Genomic DNA, 16,091 nt, shown 5'->3' on the forward strand with positions numbered 1-16,091 from the left:
GGCTGACAACCGATGGTTGGCGAGGACGACAAACATTCGTTGGACCGACGGCGGACGGGCTGGTCTGCTGGTCTTATGTAGTCGAGGTTTGGGGGAGACAGCGATGAGAGTCCTGTTGGCAGGAGCTTCCGGCGTTCTCGGACGGCACATGGCCGCCGCACTGACCGGGTCCGGGCACGAGGTGGTCGGGCTGACCCGGTCGCCGGGCGGCGCCGGGCGGCTGCGCGACGACGGCGTCGAACCGGTCGTCGCCGATCTGATGGACCGCGACGGCCTGCTCCGCGCCGTGCAGGGGTTGCGGGCCGACGCCGCGATCCACGCCGCGACAGCGCTGCGGAAGGTGCCGATGCGGCATTCCGGCATGACCGCCACCGACGAGTTGCGGGTGCGGGGGACCCGCAACTTCATCGAGGCGGTCCAGGCCGTCGGCGCCCGTCGGCTGGTCGTCGAGTCGATGCATTTCGGTTACGGATACGGCGACTTCGGCGACCGGGTGATCACGGAATCCAACACTCCGTTCGCGCCGCCCGGCCGCACCGCCGCGCTGGAGCGCCACCTCGAGGGATTCCGGGTCAAGGAGCGCCTGGCGTTGCACACCGAGGGCATCGAGGGCATCGCGCTGCGCTTCGGCGCCCTCTACGGTCCCGGCTACGGCGCCGGCGGCACCGACCAGATCGTGGCGATGCTGCGCAAGCGGGCGCTGCCGGTGGTGTCCGAGCGGGTCCGTGGGTCACTGCCGTGGACCCACCTGGCCGACGCGGGCACGGCCACCGTGGCGGCACTCGAACGCGGCCAGCCCGGCGAGGCCTACCACGTTGTCGACGACGAATCGGCCTCGATGACCGCGCACGTCCGCTTCCTCGCGCAGACCTTCCGAACGCCGGCGCCGATGACCGTGCCGCTGTGGGTGATCGGCGCCATCGGGCCCTACCTGCACGCGTTCCTGACGTCCGTGGCGCATCTGTCCAACGCGAAGGCGCGTGACGAGCTGGGCTGGGCGCCCGCCTACCCGACCTACCGCGACGGCATCAGGTCGCTGGCGCCCGCACGTTGACATCGGGGTGGGATCGGCCATCGTGGACGGGTGGACTTCGACCTGGCTCAGGTGCGCGCGTTCCTCGCCGTGGCCGAGTTGCGGCACTTCGGGCGCGCGGCCACCCGGCTCAACGTCACCCAGCAGGCGCTGTCCAAGCGCATCCAGCGACTCGAACAACTGCTCGGTGAGCCGCTGCTGGTGCGCGACAGCCGGGCGGTGGAGCTGACCGACGCGGGCGCGCGGTTCCTGCCGCACGCCCGCGCCCTGCTCATCGCCGCCGACAGCGCGGTGGCCGAGACCCGGTCGATCATCCGGCCGGTCCGGGTCGATGTCTGGGGGCACCTGCACGAGCCGCTGGCCTGGATGCGCCGGCTCAGCGCCGCTGAGCCCCGGCTGACCATCGAGGTCAGCATGCGGCGCGGGCTGCCGGCGGCCATCGACTCGCTCAGCCGCGGCGAGATCGACGTCGCGTTCGGCCGGGTGCACGACCTGGGTCAGCCGGTGCCGGCCATGCTCACACACGAGTTGGTTCGGCTGGCGCCGCTCGGCGTGCTCGTCGACACCGGGCACCCGCTGGCCACGGCGGCCAGCGTCACACCGGCCGACCTGGCCGACTGTGGCATCTGGCAGCCGATCTCGGACGCGGCGGCCGAGCTGACCGGCTACAAACAGCGGTTCGCCAAGCACTTCGCGGTGCCGCTGGTCGGCGGTGGCTCCAACCTCGGTGCCGAGCACGCCGCCGACTACCTGCGGGCCCATCCGGCGCACGCGGTCCTCGTGCCGGCCGCCCTCGCCGTGCCCGCCGACGCGAAGGTCCACGTCGTCCCGTTGACGGCGCCGGTGCCGCGCTGGCCGTGGTCGATGCTGTGGCGCGATGACGACCACAACCCGGCGGTCGGCCTGCTCCGCGGCCGGCTGGTGGAACTGTCCCAGGCCGAGAACTGGACCCGCTTCGACCCGGCGCGCGACTGGCTCCCGGAGCTCGACCTGGCCGACCTCAGACCTTGACCGGGCGGCCGTCGCGGCAGGCGATGCGGACCCGCAGCACCGGGTCGAGCAGGTTGAGCACCGGGTTGAGGGTGACCGTCACGGTGTCTTGGGGGCCGTTCGGGTAATCGGCCTCGTAGCCGAGCAGGCTGGCGCCGAGCACCTCGGCCCGGTCGCCGACGCAGCGAGCCGTGATCCGCATGCCGGGGAGGGGCGACAAGGTGACCGTGCGGCCGGGGGTCGGGCCGGGGTTCGCGGTCGGTTGTGGACCACCGCCGCCGCTGCTGGCGCCGCCGTCGCCGGCTGAATCGCCGCCGGTGCCGGTGCCGGTGCCGGTGGCCGGCCCGCGGGTCGCCTCGGGCGCGTTGCCGGGCACCTGGCCGCCGCGGCCGGTGCCGTCGTTGCCCACCGCGGCGGTGGCGCTCGGCACCGGCTCGCCGACCGAGGCGCTGGTCGGCGGGGTCGGCTTCGGAGCCGACGAGGTCACGGACGGGGTCACGGACCCGGTCGCGCCGGCCACACCGCCGGGCTCGTCACCGGGCACGACCAGGGCGGCCACCACCGCACCGGCGACCAGCACGGCACCGGCCGCGCCGAGCAGCGCGCGCCGCCGCCGATCGCCACCGCGCACCGGCACGGCCTTCACCACCTCGGTGGTCAGCTCGGGGTCGGCCTTCGGGCGCGCGCCGTCGACGACGTCGGCCGCCAGGGGCACGGCGGCCGCCGCCTGGGTGGTCGCGTCCATCGCGGCGACCAGGCCGGCCAGTGCCGGGTCGTCGTCCTGCGGCGGCGGCACGATTCCGGCGGCGTTGGCGAGCACCGCCGCCACCTCGGCCGCACCGGGCCGGTCGGCCGGTTCCTTGGCCAGGCACCGATCGCAGATCGCGTTGACCTCGGCCGGGATGTCAGCGAGCGGCGGGAGCGGTTCGGGCTCGACGTACACATGCGCGTCGAGCATCTGGGTCGTGGTGTCGGCCAGCCAGGGCAACCGGTTGGTCAGCGCGCGGTAGATCAGCAGGCCGAGCGCGTAGATGTCGGACGCCGGCGAGACCTGGCCCAGGGTGAGCCGCTCCGGCGCCAGGTAGGCCGGGGTGCCGAGCAGCAGCCCGTCGGCCTCGAGTTCGTCGCGGCCGACAACCGCGGCGATGCCGAAGTCGACGACCTTCGCGCCCGACGGCGTCAGCATCACGTTGCTCGGTTTCACATCGCGGTGCACCAGGTCCTGTGCATGGGCCGCGGCCAGGGCGGCGGCGACCTCCGACAGGATGCGCAGCGCGACCCGCGTGGGCAGCGGGCCGTCGTCGAGGCGCTGCGCGAGCGTGCGGCCGGGCAGCAACTCCATCACGACGTAGGGCACCTTGAGCCCGTCGTCGTCGACGGTCTCGCCGTAGTCGAAGACGCCGGTGACGTTGGGGTGCCAGAGCCGGGCGGCGGCGCGGGCCTCGGCCCGGATCCGCTGCCGCGCGGCGACGCTGACCGCGTGCCGGGTCGCGAGCACCTTGACCGCGACCTGGCGCTGGAGCACGAGGTCGTGGGCGCGCCAGACGACGGACATGCCACCGGCGCCGAGTCGGTCGTCGAGCCGGTAGCGGCCGTCGAGGACCTGTTGGGACCGCACTCGCACAGCTTGCCAACATCGGGCGGAAATGGCATCCCGGCGACGGGACCGGCATCGACGGCCATGATGACCGAATCATGCCGTCCTGGGGCGGACGAGGTAGGTTGGCCTGGTGCATCTCGACGCGCTGATCCGGCCGCTCCGCCGGATCGTGCGCCGATCTGCCCGAGTTCTTTCTGGTTTGGCCGCTTTGGCGCTAGCCGTAGGCATCGGTGTGTCGACGCCCTCCGCGCCGGCCGTCGCCGGGCCGCCGGCACCCGCGGTCGCGACCACTCCGGCCGTCGCCGGCGAGCCGATCATGGTCACGACGCCGGCCGCACCGACACCCGCGCCCACGGTCGCGGCCACCGCCGCCCGGCCGGTGACGGTCGAGGCGACCCCGCCGCACCCGTCCGCGCTCGTCGAGAAACCGGCACCCCGCGCCCCACCGGCAGGCGACGACACCACCCGCTGAGCCCCCTCGGCCCGTCGTCCCTCAGTCACTACCGGTGAGGTGTCCCCATGCACACGGCAATGCAGCTTTTCCTCGTCGGCGTACCGCGCGCCGCCGTCATCTGGTCGATCCTCCTGGGCCTGTCGATCCTGGCGATCGCCGGCCTGCGGCTGGTCGGTCCTCGCGCCCCCAAGCGTCCGGGCGTCCGTGCCCGGCTGCGCGCTGCCCGCGCCCGCAGGCAGGAGCGCGTCGTGGCCGCGGCCGAACTGGTCCGCTACGCCGACGAGGTCGGGGTCGCCGCGGAGCGAGCGGAAGCGACCGCCCGCCGCCGGCACGACGACTGGCTCGTCGCGCAGGAGAAAGCGGAGAAGGCCTGGACGGCCTTCGAGGCGGCGGACCTGACCGCGAGCCGGATGTCCGCGGCCGCGTTGCTGCCGACACCGACCACACCGCAGACGCCACAGGAGTACGCCGAACGGGAACGCTGGCTGCACCGCGCCGCGATGGCCGCGTGTGCCCACAATCAACTGTCCTTGATGGACCTGAACGACGCGCTCGCGGCCCGCAACGGCTGGGATCCGCGCCGCCACCCGGTCGAGCAGGAGGCCATGCTGCGCCGGGCGATCCGCGACACGCTGCGCGCCGCCGAGCGGGTCGCCGCCCGTACCGAGCGCACCGCGTGGGAGTCGGCCGAGACGGCCGCCGCCGCCGCGCACAGCCTGCGGGCCGAGGCCGCGGCCGCCAAGGAGCGGGCCGACGCCGTGCGCCACCTGGTGCGCGCCGGCACCGTGGCCGCAGCGGCACGGCGGCAGCACCGGCCGCGTACCGTCGTCGCCCGGCAAGGGGTGTGACCAGTGAGCTATCGAGACGACGGCTGATGTTCCTCGACCACCTCGCCTGCCCGCGGTGCGGCCGCCGGCACGACGCCGAGACGCTGACCAACCTCTGCGACTGCGGCTCGCCGTTGCTCGCGCGCTACGACCTCGACGCCGTCCGGTCGGCGGTGACGCCCGCCGCGATCGCCGGCCGCGGCGCCGACCTGTGGCGCTACCGCGAGGTGCTGCCGCTCCGCGACGACACGCACCGGGTCACGCTCGGCGAGGGCTGGACGCCGCTGTGGCCGGCCGCGCGGTTCGGCGCCTCGATCGGCCTCGACCGGTTGCTGGTCAAAGACGAGGGCCTGGTGCCGACCGGCTCGTTCAAGGCCCGCGGTGCGGCCGTCGGCGTCTCCCGGGCCCGCGAGTTGGGCGCCCGGCACGTCGCCATGCCGACCAACGGCAACGCGGGCGCGGCCTGGGCCACCTACGCGGCCCGCGGCGGGCTGCGGTCGACGATCGCCATGCCGCTCGGTGCCCCGCTGATCACCCGCAACGAGGTCGTCGCCGCTGGCGGCGAGCTGATCCTGGTCGACGGGCTGATCGGCGACGCCGGGCGGCGGATCGCCGAACTGCTGGCGGCCTCCGGCGGAGCCATCTTCGACGCCGGCACGCTGCGCGAGCCCTACCGCCTCGAAGGCAAGAAGACGATGGGGTACGAGATCTGCGAGCAACTCGGCTGGCGGGTCCCCGATGTGATCATCTACCCGACCGGCGGCGGCGTCGGCCTGATCGGCATCCACAAGGCCCTTGACGAGATGCGCGCACTCGGCTGGATCGGCGAGCAGGTGCCGCGCCTGGTGGCGGTGCAGTCGACCGGCTGCGCCCCGATCGTGCGGGCCTTCGAGGCCGGCGCCCGCCGGGCCGAGCCATGGGCCGACGCGCGAACGGTCGCGTTCGGCATCACCGTGCCGGCGCCGCTCGGCGACGAGTTGATCCTCGACGCGCTGGCCGCGACCGGCGGCACCGCGATCGCCGTCGACGACGCCGAGCTCCTGGCCGACCTGCGGGCGTTCGGCGAACGGGAGGGCCTGCTGCTCTGCCCCGAGGGCGCCGCCTGCCTGAGTGCCGCCCGCCGGCTGCGCGCCACCGGTTGGCTGGCGGCCGGCGACGAGGTGGTCGTGCTCAACACCGGCGCTGGCATCAAATACCCCGCGACCGTCTCAGTCGCGGGCCCGTAGCCGGCGCAGCATCCGGGGGTCGTCGAAGCCGACCGCGCGGGCGGCCGCGTGCACGGTGCTGCCGTGGCCGATCAGGTGCTCGGCGCGTTCGAGCCGCAGCGCCTGCTGGTAGCCGAGCGGCGTGAGCCCGGTGGCGCGGGTGAACTGCCGGGTCAGCGTCCGCTCGGAGACCCCGCCGGCGCCGGCCAGCTCGGCCAGTGGCAGGCGCTGCGCGTACCGCTGGTCGATCAGGTCCTGGATCTTGTGCACCGCGTCGCTGAGGTGGCCGCGGTGCCGCAGCATCGCGCTGCTCTGGTGTTCGTCGCCGTTGCGGCGGGCGTAGACGACCATCTCGCGGGCGATCCGCGCCGCGACCGCGGGCCCGTGCCGGACGGCGATCAGGTGCAGGGCCAGGTCGATCCCGCTGGCGATGCCGGCCGAGGTGACCACCCGCCCGTCGACGACGTAGAGCACGTCGCGCACCACCGTCGCCCGCCGGTAGCGCCGGGCCAACTCGTCCTGGAGGTCGTGGTGGGTGGTGCAGCGGCGGCCGTCGAGCAGGCCGGCCCGGCCCAGCACGTCGGCGCCGGAGCACACGCTGGCGACGGTGCCGCCGGCGGCGTGGTGCGCCGCGACCCAGTCGAGGGTCCGCGCACCGAGCCGGCCGGTGCCTCGCAGCGTCGGCGACCGCCAGCCGGGCACCAGCAGCAGATCGGTCGGCGCCAGCGGAGTCAGGTCGGTCTCGGCACGGACGGTCAGGCCCTGCGCGGAGGGCACCTCGGCCTGCTCGCCGACATAGCGCAGCGAGTAGCCGTAGCCGAAGTCGGCCGCGGTGGAGAACACCTGCGCGGGCCCGGCCAGGTCGAGCAGGTGCAGGCCGGGCACCAGCAGGAAACCGACGGTGGTCACGATCCGGTCATCATGCCACGAGCGCGGCGCCGACCACCTCGGCCGCGGTGCGGACGGTCGCGAACCGGCCGTCGAGGACCCGTTCGGTGCGCGCCACGATGTCGGCGTTCCCGAGCGTCCGCGGGTCGGCGAGAATCTCCTCGACGCTGGCCGCGGCGGCGTCGCGGTGCGGGATCGGGAAGGTCAGCGTCGCGTCGGTGACGAAGGTGACGGCATACCCCAGATCGCCGCCGACCCGAGCGGTGGTCTCGACGCACTGCTCGGTGCGGATGCCGCAGACGGTCAGGTCGAAGATCTGCCGCTCGGTGAGGAACTGGCCGGCGTTGGTGGTGGTGAAGACGTTGTGCGAGGTCTTGACCAGGGTGGGCTCGCCGGGCCGGTGCGGGTTGACGCCGTCGAGCAGGCGGACGTGCCCGTTGGCCGGGTCGAAGACGCCACCCGTGCCGGGCTCGCTGTGCAGCACCCAGACCACCGTCCCGCCGGTGGCCCGGAAGTGGTCGACGAGCGCGTTGACGTTGGCGACGAAGTCGGGGTTGGAGCCGGCCCGCCAGATCTCGCGTTGCCGGAAGGACTCCTGTGCGTCGATGACGAAGAGTGCGCGGTTCATGCTCCGATCGTCGTCGCCGTGCGGGCCGTCGCGGAAGGCCGGATCGGGTCCGCGGACGGACGGATCCGGTCATTCCCGGGGTGGCGCGATAGACAGGAGGCGGCGGTGCGCACGCGCTGAGTGCTTTCATTGGGGGCATGGCGAATCCGGCGATCCTCACCGTTGACGACGACCTTGCTGTCTCCCGGGCCGTCGCCCGTGACGTGCGCCGTCAATATGGCGACCGTTACCGGGTCGTGCGGGCCAACTCGGGCGCCGAGGCGCTCGAGGCCCTCAAAGAGCTCAAGCTGCGCGGCGAGCAGGTGGCGATCCTGCTCGCCGACTTCCGCATGCCGCACATGAACGGCATCGAGTTTCTCGAGTCGGCGATGGATCTCTACCCGAGGGCCCGGCGGGTGCTGCTCACCGCCTACGCCGACACCGATGCCGCGATCGACGCGATAAACCGGGTCGACCTCGACCACTACCTGCTCAAGCCGTGGAACCCGCCGGAGGAGAAGCTCTATCCGGTGCTCGACTCGCTGCTCGACGCCTGGGCCTCCTCGCCCGAGGCCGCGGCCGCGGTCACCCGGGTGGTCGGCCACCGCTGGTCGGCGCCGTCGTTCAAGGTGCGCGACTTCCTGGCCCGCAACCTGGTGCCCTACCGGTGGTACCTGTCCGACGAGCCGGAAGGCGCGCGGCTGCTGGGCGCCGCCGGCCTGACCGAGGTCGACGTGCCGCTGGTGATCACGTCCGAGGGCAAGTCGCTGGTCCAGCCGTCGGAGACCGACCTGGCCACCCATGTCGGGCTGTCCACGACACCGGCCAAGGACTTCTACGACCTGGTGGTGGTCGGCGCGGGCCCGGCGGGGCTGGGCGCGGCGGTCTACGGCGCGTCCGAAGGCCTGCGCACCCTGCTGGTCGAGCGGCACGCCACCGGCGGGCAGGCCGGCCAGAGCAGCCGGATCGAAAACTATCTGGGCTTCCCCGACGGCGTCTCCGGCTCGCAACTGGCCGAACGGGCCCGCCGGCAGGCGGTGCGGTTCGGCGCCGAACTGCTGACCACCCGCGAGGCCACCGAACTCGACGTGCGCGGCACCACCCGGGTGCTGCGGTTCGGCGACGGCAGCGAGGTCGCGTCGCACGCGGTCGTGCTGGCCACCGGCGTCTCCTACCGGATGTTGGAGGCGCCCGGCCTGTCCGACTTCCGGGGCCGCGGCGTCTTCTACGGCTCCGCGGCCACCGAGGCGCCGAGCTGTTCGGGGCAGGAGGTCTACATCGTGGGCGGCGCCAACTCGGCCGGGCAGGCCGCCGTCTACTTCTCGCGCTACGCGAAGAAGGTGCACATCCTGGTCCGCGGCGACGGCCTCGGCCGCACCATGTCCCGCTACCTGATCGACCAGATCGAGGGCCACGACAACATCGACGTGCACTCGTTCACCGAGGTCTGCCAGGCCAGCGGTGACGAGCACCTGGAACAGCTGGTGCTGCGCGACACCCGCACCGGCGAGACACGTCCCGCCGACACGTCCTGGCTGTTCATCTTCATCGGCGCCGAGCCACGCACCGACTGGCTCGACGGCGTGATCACCCGTGACAACCACGGCTTCGTGATCACCGGCCCCGACCTGATCGCCAGCGGCAACCGCCCGGTCGGCTGGGACCTGCCCCGCGACCCCTACCACCTCGAGTGCAGCGTTCCTGGCGTGTTCGCCGCCGGCGACGTCCGCTCCGACTCGGTCAAACGGGTCGCCTCGGCGGTCGGTGAGGGCGCGATGGCCATCTCCCTGGTGCACCGTTATCTGGAGGCGCAATGAGCACCGAACTCGCCGGACACGCCGAGGGCGACCGGCTTTCCCCGGCAGAGCTGCGCAAGCTGTTCCTGTTCGAGAAGCTCGACCCCGAGCAACTCGACTTCCTGGCCAGCCACGGCTCCGTCGAGACACACTCCGGCGGCAGCTGGATCTACCGCGAGGGCGAGCCGGCGACCTGCTTCTACGTGCTGCTGAACGGCACGGTCGCGCTGAGCCGCACGGTCCGGGGCGACGAGGTCGAGACGACCCGCACCGACCAGGTGGGTGCCTATGCCGGTGCTACCCAGGCCTACATCGAGCGGATCCCGCAGATCTACGTCAACAGCATGCTGGCCGTCTCCGACGTCGAGCTCTACCAGCTCCCCGCCGACCAGATGGCCGCGGCGCTGCGCGACTGGTTCCCGATGGCGATGCATCTGCTCGAGGGCCTGTTCTTCGGCATGCGCTCGATGCAGACCGCGGTCAGCGAGCGCGAGCGGCTGCTGGCCCTGGGTTCGCTGTCGGCCGGCCTGACCCACGAGCTCAACAACCCCGCCGCGGCGGCCGTACGCGCGACCTCGGTGCTGCGCACCCGGTTCACCGGCATGCGCAACAAGCTCGCGCTGATCGCCGACGGCCGGGTCGACGGCACCCGCCTGCACGCGCTGGTGGGCCTGCAGGACGAGGCCATCAAGCGGGCGGCCAGCGCTCCCGAGCTGACCCCGATGGAGACCAGCGACGCCGAGGACAAGCTCGGGGAGTGGCTGGAAGACCAGGACATCGCCGGTGCCTGGGACATCGCGCCGACGCTGGTCTCCGGCGCGATAGACAGTGAGTGGCTGCAGAAGGTGCGCGACGAGATCGGCCCGGAGAACTTCGAGCCGGCGTTGCGCTGGTTGACCTACACGCTCGACACCGAGCAGCTGATGACGGAGATCGACGACGCGGTCACCCGGATCTCGTCGCTGGTCGCGGCGGCCAAGCAGTACTCACAGCTCGACCGTGCTCCACATCAGACGGTGAACGTGCACGAGCTGCTGCACGCGACGCTGGTGATGCTGCACGCCAAGTTCCCCAAGGGCATCAAGCTGGTCAAGGACTACGACCGCACGATCCCCGAGATTCCGGCGTACGCCGCGGAGCTCAACCAGGTCTGGACCAACCTGATCGACAACGCGATCAGCGCGATGGGCGAGTCCGGCACGCTGACCGTGCGCACCTCCCGCGACGGCGACAACGTGGTGGTGTCGATCGGCGACACCGGCCCGGGCATCCCGAAGGACGTGCGACCGCGCATCTTCGACCCGTTCTTCACCACCAAGCCGGTCGGTGAGGGCACGGGCCTCGGCCTCGACATCTCCTACCGGATCGTGGTCAACAAGCACCACGGCGACATCCGGGTCGACAGCAAGCCCGGCGAGACCTGGTTCCACGTCGTGCTGCCGACCGACGGGTCCGAACCGGATTCGTCCGGCGACGCTGAGTGAGCCACCTGCTCTTCGACTTCTTCGGCACCCTGGTCGACTACGACGACGGCCACGCACGGTCCCCGGTGCGGTCGGCGGCGCTGGCCGGCTCGCTGCTCGGCGAGCCGCTGACCGCGGCGTCGTTCACCGCGCGGTGGGACGTCGTGTGGGCCTCGTGGGAATCGCGCTGCGCGCCGTCGTGCCAGGAGTTCTCGATGCGCGACGTGGCGGGCTCGTTCCTCCCCGGCGTGCCGGCGGCGTCGGTGGAGGCGTTCATCGAGGTCTACATCGCCGAGTGGAACACCGGCGTGCGCTACCTGCCCGGGATCCGCGACCTGCTGGGGTCCCTGGCCCGCACCCACCGGCTCGCGGTCGTCTCAAACACCCACGAGCCCGACCTGGTCCCGGCCCACCTGGCCGCGATGGGCGTGGCCGACCTGGTCGACACGGTCGTCACCTCGGTCGAGGTGGGCGTCCGCAAGCCGTCGCCGACGATCTACGCGGAGGCACTGTCGCGGCTCGGGATCGGCCCGGGTGCGGCGGTGTTCGTCGGCGACAACCCGACGGCCGACTACTTCGGACCGCAGGCGGTCGGGATGCGGGCGTTGCTGATCGATCCGGCGGCACGGCACTCGGCCGTACCGCCGGCTGATCGACTCTCTTCGGTTTTCGACCTGCCGGGCCGGCTCGCCTAGCGGGCGCCTTGGGCGGTGCCGTCGTGCGGGCCGCCTCGGGCGGTCGTCCGCGCGGGGTGGTGCCGTCGTGCCGGGCCGCTCGGCGGTCTAGCGGGTCGTCCGCGCGGGGTGGTGCCGTCGTGTTCGGCCGTTCGGCGGTCTAGCGGGTCGTCCGCGCGGGGTGGTGCCGTCGTGTTCGGCCGTTCGGCGGTCTAGCGGGTCGTCCGCGCGGGGTGGTGCCGTCGTGCTCGGCCGTTCGGCGGTCTAGCGGGTCGTCCACTCGTGGGCGGTGCCCTCGTGCAGGGCCGCGTAGACGCGGTCACGGATCTCGTTGGCCTCCATCGTGGACAGTGTGCGGTCGAGGTCGCGCAGCACGAGGCGGAGCAGCACGTTCTTCTGGCCTTGGCGCAGGCCCATCCGGCGGCGGGCCGATTCCGGCAGGTCGTCGTGGCCGGTCTCGCCGCGTACCTCGATCTCCTCGATGGCGGCGGCGTCCGCGCCCAGCACGGCCCGGACCCGGTCGCCCAGTTGCTCCGCGTCCTGGTCCTCGGCGACGGCCAGGGAGAGATCGCGATTGGTGGCCGGCATCGCCGAGACCGGGTGGTATGCCGCGAGGTCGCGCATCTGGTCGGCGACCCGCGGGTCGGTGGCCCGCAGCAGGCGGATGTCGTCGATTCCCTTGACCAGCATGGTGATCCGGTCGAGGCCGAGGCCCATCGCGAGGCCGGTCACGGTCGCCGGTAGGCCGCTGCCGCGGAGCACGTCAGGATGGGCCAGGCCGCACTCACCGATCTCGACGCCGTCGACGTAGATCTCGCGTCCGTGCAGCGTGTAGGGATGCGGGCTGGGCGGCGTCGCGATGCTCCGACCGGGAAGCACGGCGGCGACGACGGCCCGGACCATCGCGTCGAGGTCGTCGGTGGTCAGCGGTCGTCCGTGACGGATCCGCCAGAGATCGAGTTGGTGCGGTTCGCCGACATGCTGGCGATCGATGGCGTCCCGCCGATAACACATGCCGGGAACGGAGAGCAACACGTCGTCGGGCGCCGCGCTGCCGTTCCCGGCCGAGGTCGCTGTGCGCGCGGCGGTACCAGCCACAGCCTCCACCCCTGCCGCGGCCCCGGCGAGTTGGTCGAGCAGGGCGGGTATGCGGGCGGTGGTGTGCGAGCGCAGCATGCGGTCGGCATCCACATAGCGGCTGTAGCGGCGGTCTCTGGTGACGGCGGCACCGTCGTACCCCAGGCGGTCGTAATTGTCTTTGACCGTGACGATGCGTGGCCCAGGGTCCCGGCGGACCGGGACGCCCCAGGCGGCCGCCAGCGCCTGCTCGATGCGGGCGACGACATGTTGGACGGCGTGTTCGCCGGCGGCGGGGTCGGTCAGGTCGCGGCGGGCGAGGGCGGCGTCGAGTTGGGCAGGGGTCAGGTAGGACATGGCGGATCCTCACGGTGCGAAGGGAGACAGGCGGAAACGAAAAACCCCCGGCTCGCACCGGGGGTTTCGTGGTCTCCCGCGTCCGCGGGGCGCTCTTTGGGAATCAGCGCACGACAACCAACCCACCGGCGAACCGGGGGCGGCTAAATCGGATGCTCTGATGCCTCACGCCAACCAGTGTAGACCCTGATCCGTCTCCCGGTCGGCCGCCTAGGCGGCGGCCGCGCGGATCTCGGCTTCGAGGCGACGGCGCAGGTCGGCGAGTTCGACGCCGGCCTCGGTCAGCACCAGCACCCCGAGGCCTTCGCCCTCGCGGATCAGGCCGAGGAGCACGTGCTCGGTGCCGATGTAGTTGTGCTTGAGCCGGATCGCCTCGCGGAGCGAGAGTTCGAGCACCTTCTTCGCCCGTGGTGAGAACGGGCCGCCCGCGATGTAACGCCGGCGGCGAAGACCGAACAACCCACGCGCGGGCGGCCGGGTCCGCGGTCGCAGGGCGCCTTCGCCGAAGGTCGCTTCGATCTTCTGGCGTACGGCGTCGAGGTCGATCCCGATCTGCCGCAGTGCCTCGGCGTCGGCCTCGTCGAGCACCCGCGGCGCCTCGTCGAGATGCGACTTGACCCGCGCCCGGATGTCGTCGGCGTTGGCGCCGGCGTCGCGCAGCACCCGCCCGGCCACGCCGCCGCTGGCGCCCTCGGGGTCGTCGTGGAGCATCGCGAGGAGCAGATGCTCGGTGCCGACCTTGTCCTGCTGCAACTCCTTGGCCTCGGTCACGGCACCTTTGACGATGGACCGGGCCCGATCCGTGAACCGCTCGAACATCACGCCTCCTGTGACGGACGCACGACCGGACGCCCGGCGTGCTTCTTGTGTACGGCCTGCCGGCTCACTTCGAGCGCGGCGGCGATGTCCTGCCACGACCACCCCTGCGCCCGCGCGTTGTCGACCTGCACCGTCTCCAGTGATTCCAGGAGCCGGCGCAGCGCCAACACCGCTCGCAGCCCGACCTTCGGGTCGGTGCTGCTAGCCGCCGCAGCGAGATCCACTGCCTGAGTCATGATGTCAATGTACGTTGACAGTGCCAGAGTTGTCAACTCTGGTTGACGGGCTCCGGCGCCGGGATCACGTCACCGGTCTCCAGCAGCGTCTTGAGGTTTGAGAGGATCTGCGGCCAGCCGCCGTTGATGGCGTCGAGCACCGCGCTGCCCGGCTCGAAGCCACCGTGGATCACGGTGAGCTTGACCGCTGCGCCGGCTGGTTCGAGGTCGAAGGTCACGGTGGAGCGCGGCTCGGCGGCGAAGGTGGCCCGCTGTGCCTCGTCGATGCCGGACGCCGCGGCCCAGTCTTGGGTGAACGTGTGCCAGGTCAACGACAGCCGCCGCGGTGGATCCGACTCCAGCACGACCTGCTCCGGGTCGGCGATCCGGGCGCCCTCCTGTGCCCAGACGACGGGGGAGCCGGCGGACCAGTCGGTCTCGAAGGCCACACCCCAGTAGCGCTTGGTGAAGGCCGGGTCGGTGAGCGCCTGCCACAGCCGTTCCGGCGTCGTGTTGATGTAGGTCGTGTAGACGAACTCGGGCTTGTTCATCGGGGTCTGCTCCAATGCGGTCTTGAGGTCGGCGAGGGCCTGGGCGCGGCCGCGGTCGTAGCGGTTGATCCAGCGGTCGGCGATGGCGTTGACCGGCGCGGCATTGAGGTAGTGCAGCTTTTCCCGGCCGCGCCGGACGGTGGTCACGAGTTCGGCTTCGGCCAGCACGGCCAGGTGCTTGCTCACCGACTGCCGGGCCATGTCGAGACCGGCGCACAACTCGCGCAGGGTCTGGCCGTTGCGCGCGTTCAGCGAGTCGAGCAACTGCCGGCGGCTGGGGTCGGCCAACGCCTTGAAAACCAGGTCCACGGGACTTCACCTCACATGCAGCCGTTTGGCTGCCTATCCGACCATAGGCAGCCTATTGGCTGCATGTCAACTGCGCAGAAAACTGTCGTACGTACGTTCTAATCTGCCTGCATGAATGCGGAGATGGCCACCAGGGGTGGCGACGGCGGTCCGTGGGGCGACGGCCCCCAGTGCGGGTGAGGTGACGTGATGATCCGGTCAGCGCAGGCGGGGCAGCAGCGCGGGCACCTCGCGCATGTGGTCGGCATAGCCGCTGCGGCGCTCGAGCGAGCGGCGGTCCATCAGCGGGATGCTGGCGGCCACGAAGAGCACCACCATGGCCACCGGGCCGATCACCGTCCACCACCAGTCGGGCGCGGCGGCGAGGCCAAACAGAAACAGGCCCCACCAGAACGCGATCTCACCGAGATAGTTCGGGTGGCGCGTGCGCCGCCACACCCCGGTCGCGAGGATGCGGCCGCGGTTCTCCGCCGCGGCCGCGAAGCGGTGCATCTGCAGGTCTGCCACGGTTTCGAGCGCGATCGCCGTGGCGGTCACCACGATGGCGACGACATCGAGCAGGCCGAAGGGGCGTGAGCCGGCGAGCGCGGGCCAGACGGGGAGCAGGCCGAGAAACACCACGAGCGTGGGCATGAGTTGGATGCCGCCCAGGTTGACCACCCACCACGGCACGCGTCCGCGGGTCGCGCGCAACTGGTCATAGCGCCAGTCGACGTGGTGCAGGCCGGTCCAGCCATAGGTCCAGTTGCCGGTGAGCCGCACGGCCCAGATCACGACGAGGAGGAGCACGAAGGCCTGGCGCAGCCCGTCGCCCGTGTCGGTGGTGAGGGCCCACCAGGCCGCGACGACGGGTGGGGCCACGCTCCAGTACGGGTCGTAGAGGCTCGCGTTGTCGACCACCATCGACAGCACGAATATCACCAGCGTGGCGACGAGGTCGGCGACGAAAGCGACCAGCAACGGATGCCAGGAGGGAGGTGACAGGGCCACGACGGCCCAGGCCGCTCCGAACGCGAGCAGGTAGGCACCGAACACCACGGACAGTGAGCCGGCGCGCGAGAGGCGTGCCGCACGCGAAACCACAACCCCGTCCACGCGACCCCTTCCGCCACCGGATCGCGATCATCGTAGGCGTCGATGGGGATCGCGCACCAGGTGAGAGCCGCCGGCGGGCGTTCCCATCGCGGGCACCGGTCATGCCTGAAAGTGGGGATGCGCACCCGAAC

General features: G+C 72.0%; 16 protein-coding genes. 8 read left to right on the plus strand and 8 right to left on the minus strand.

Annotated features, from left to right (window positions below):
* Positions 1-103: 103 nt before the first annotated feature.
* Entirely contained in the window at positions 104-1,054 is a 951-nt protein-coding gene (locus tag AB0J74_RS16230) for an NAD(P)-dependent oxidoreductase (protein ID WP_363448552.1), read from the plus strand.
* Positions 1,055-1,084: 30 nt separating this feature from the next.
* Positions 1,085-2,044: a LysR family transcriptional regulator gene (locus AB0J74_RS16235; RefSeq protein ID WP_363448553.1), complete on the plus strand. Its 960-nt coding sequence runs from the start codon at positions 1,085-1,087 to the stop codon at positions 2,042-2,044.
* Here the strand turns inward: AB0J74_RS16235 and AB0J74_RS16240 are convergent.
* Positions 2,034-3,641, minus strand: a complete 1,608-nt coding sequence (locus AB0J74_RS16240; RefSeq protein WP_363448554.1) for a protein kinase — start codon at positions 3,639-3,641, stop codon at positions 2,034-2,036. The two genes, AB0J74_RS16235 and AB0J74_RS16240, sit on opposite strands and share 11 nt — an antisense overlap.
* Before the next feature lie 214 nt (positions 3,642-3,855).
* Here AB0J74_RS16240 and AB0J74_RS16245 point away from each other — a divergent pair, with 214 nt between their 5' ends.
* From AB0J74_RS16245 to AB0J74_RS16255, 3 genes are read left to right on the plus strand one after another with little or no spacing between them, the layout of a single operon-like run.
* Positions 3,856-4,095, plus strand: coding sequence for a hypothetical protein (locus AB0J74_RS16245; RefSeq protein ID WP_363448555.1), 240 nt, complete (start codon positions 3,856-3,858; stop codon positions 4,093-4,095).
* Positions 4,096-4,142: 47 nt separating this feature from the next.
* Positions 4,143-4,925, plus strand: coding sequence for a hypothetical protein (locus tag AB0J74_RS16250; protein WP_363448556.1), 783 nt, complete (start codon positions 4,143-4,145; stop codon positions 4,923-4,925).
* 26 nt (positions 4,926-4,951) lie between these two features.
* A complete protein-coding gene (locus tag AB0J74_RS16255; RefSeq protein WP_363448557.1) occupies positions 4,952-6,130 on the plus strand; it encodes a threonine synthase in 1,179 nt (392 codons plus the stop codon).
* On the opposite strand, the gene AB0J74_RS16260 is transcribed toward AB0J74_RS16255, so the two are convergent.
* Both AB0J74_RS16260 and AB0J74_RS16265 read right to left on the minus strand, forming a co-directional pair.
* A complete protein-coding gene (locus tag AB0J74_RS16260) occupies positions 6,113-7,018 on the minus strand; it encodes a DJ-1/PfpI family protein (RefSeq protein ID WP_363448558.1) in 906 nt (301 codons plus the stop codon). The two genes, AB0J74_RS16255 and AB0J74_RS16260, sit on opposite strands and share 18 nt — an antisense overlap.
* A 10-nt stretch (positions 7,019-7,028) precedes the next feature.
* Positions 7,029-7,625, minus strand: a complete 597-nt coding sequence (locus AB0J74_RS16265) for an isochorismatase family protein (protein ID WP_363448559.1) — start codon at positions 7,623-7,625, stop codon at positions 7,029-7,031.
* A gap of 137 nt (positions 7,626-7,762) precedes the next feature.
* Here AB0J74_RS16265 and AB0J74_RS16270 point away from each other — a divergent pair, with 137 nt between their 5' ends.
* The 3 genes from AB0J74_RS16270 to AB0J74_RS16280 are packed head-to-tail and all read left to right on the plus strand — an operon-like array spanning position 7,763 to position 11,558.
* Positions 7,763-9,421, plus strand: coding sequence for an FAD-dependent oxidoreductase (locus tag AB0J74_RS16270; protein WP_363448560.1), 1,659 nt, complete (start codon positions 7,763-7,765; stop codon positions 9,419-9,421).
* On the plus strand, positions 9,418-10,884 hold the full coding sequence (locus AB0J74_RS16275) for an ATP-binding protein (protein WP_363448561.1): 1,467 nt from the start codon (positions 9,418-9,420) through the stop codon (positions 10,882-10,884). The genes AB0J74_RS16270 and AB0J74_RS16275 overlap by 4 nt, the downstream gene beginning before the upstream one ends.
* Positions 10,881-11,558, plus strand: coding sequence for an HAD family hydrolase (locus AB0J74_RS16280; protein ID WP_363448562.1), 678 nt, complete (start codon positions 10,881-10,883; stop codon positions 11,556-11,558). The genes AB0J74_RS16275 and AB0J74_RS16280 overlap by 4 nt, the downstream gene beginning before the upstream one ends.
* A gap of 243 nt (positions 11,559-11,801) precedes the next feature.
* Here AB0J74_RS16280 and AB0J74_RS16285 read toward each other — a convergent pair whose 3' ends face one another.
* The 5 genes from AB0J74_RS16285 to AB0J74_RS16305 all read right to left on the minus strand — a co-directional run bounded on the left by AB0J74_RS16285 (position 11,802) and on the right by AB0J74_RS16305 (position 15,960).
* Positions 11,802-12,971, minus strand: a complete 1,170-nt coding sequence (locus AB0J74_RS16285) for a hypothetical protein (RefSeq protein ID WP_363448563.1) — start codon at positions 12,969-12,971, stop codon at positions 11,802-11,804.
* Between the two features lie 210 nt (positions 12,972-13,181).
* The gene (locus tag AB0J74_RS16290; protein ID WP_363448564.1) at positions 13,182-13,790 is read right to left on the minus strand and encodes a Clp protease N-terminal domain-containing protein; all 609 of its coding nucleotides are present in this window, start codon (positions 13,788-13,790) and stop codon (positions 13,182-13,184) included.
* Positions 13,790-14,026 carry a helix-turn-helix domain-containing protein gene (locus tag AB0J74_RS16295; RefSeq protein WP_089248094.1) on the minus strand — a complete coding sequence of 79 codons (237 nt, stop codon included), beginning with the start codon at positions 14,024-14,026 and terminating at the stop codon, positions 13,790-13,792. Before AB0J74_RS16295 ends, AB0J74_RS16290 begins: the two co-directional genes overlap by 1 nt.
* 32 nt (positions 14,027-14,058) lie before the next feature.
* A complete protein-coding gene (locus AB0J74_RS16300) occupies positions 14,059-14,865 on the minus strand; it encodes a metalloregulator ArsR/SmtB family transcription factor (RefSeq protein ID WP_363448565.1) in 807 nt (268 codons plus the stop codon).
* 198 nt (positions 14,866-15,063) lie between these two features.
* Entirely contained in the window at positions 15,064-15,960 is an 897-nt protein-coding gene (locus AB0J74_RS16305) for a DUF1295 domain-containing protein (RefSeq protein WP_363448566.1), read from the minus strand.
* Positions 15,961-16,091 lie beyond the last annotated feature (131 nt).

This window comes from Asanoa sp. NPDC049573, assembly GCF_040676615.1.
Lineage (GTDB): Bacteria > Actinomycetota > Actinomycetes > Mycobacteriales > Micromonosporaceae > Asanoa.

Bases quoted from the DNA above. Each gene is read 5' to 3' on its own strand.
- AB0J74_RS16270 (WP_363448560.1), top strand. From the start codon at position 7,763: ATGGCGAATCCGGCGATCCTCACCGTTGACGACGACCTTGCTGTCTCC.
- AB0J74_RS16250 (WP_363448556.1), top strand. From the start codon at position 4,143: ATGCACACGGCAATGCAGCTTTTCCTCGTCGGCGTACCGCGCGCCGCC.
- AB0J74_RS16265 (WP_363448559.1), bottom strand. From the start codon at position 7,625: ATGAACCGCGCACTCTTCGTCATCGACGCACAGGAGTCCTTCCGGCAA.
- AB0J74_RS16290 (WP_363448564.1), bottom strand. From the start codon at position 13,790: ATGTTCGAGCGGTTCACGGATCGGGCCCGGTCCATCGTCAAAGGTGCC.
- AB0J74_RS16230 (WP_363448552.1), top strand. From the start codon at position 104: ATGAGAGTCCTGTTGGCAGGAGCTTCCGGCGTTCTCGGACGGCACATG.
- AB0J74_RS16275 (WP_363448561.1), top strand. From the start codon at position 9,418: ATGAGCACCGAACTCGCCGGACACGCCGAGGGCGACCGGCTTTCCCCG.
- AB0J74_RS16285 (WP_363448563.1), bottom strand. From the start codon at position 12,971: ATGTCCTACCTGACCCCTGCCCAACTCGACGCCGCCCTCGCCCGCCGC.
- AB0J74_RS16255 (WP_363448557.1), top strand. From the start codon at position 4,952: ATGTTCCTCGACCACCTCGCCTGCCCGCGGTGCGGCCGCCGGCACGAC.
- AB0J74_RS16295 (WP_089248094.1), bottom strand. From the start codon at position 14,026: ATGACTCAGGCAGTGGATCTCGCTGCGGCGGCTAGCAGCACCGACCCG.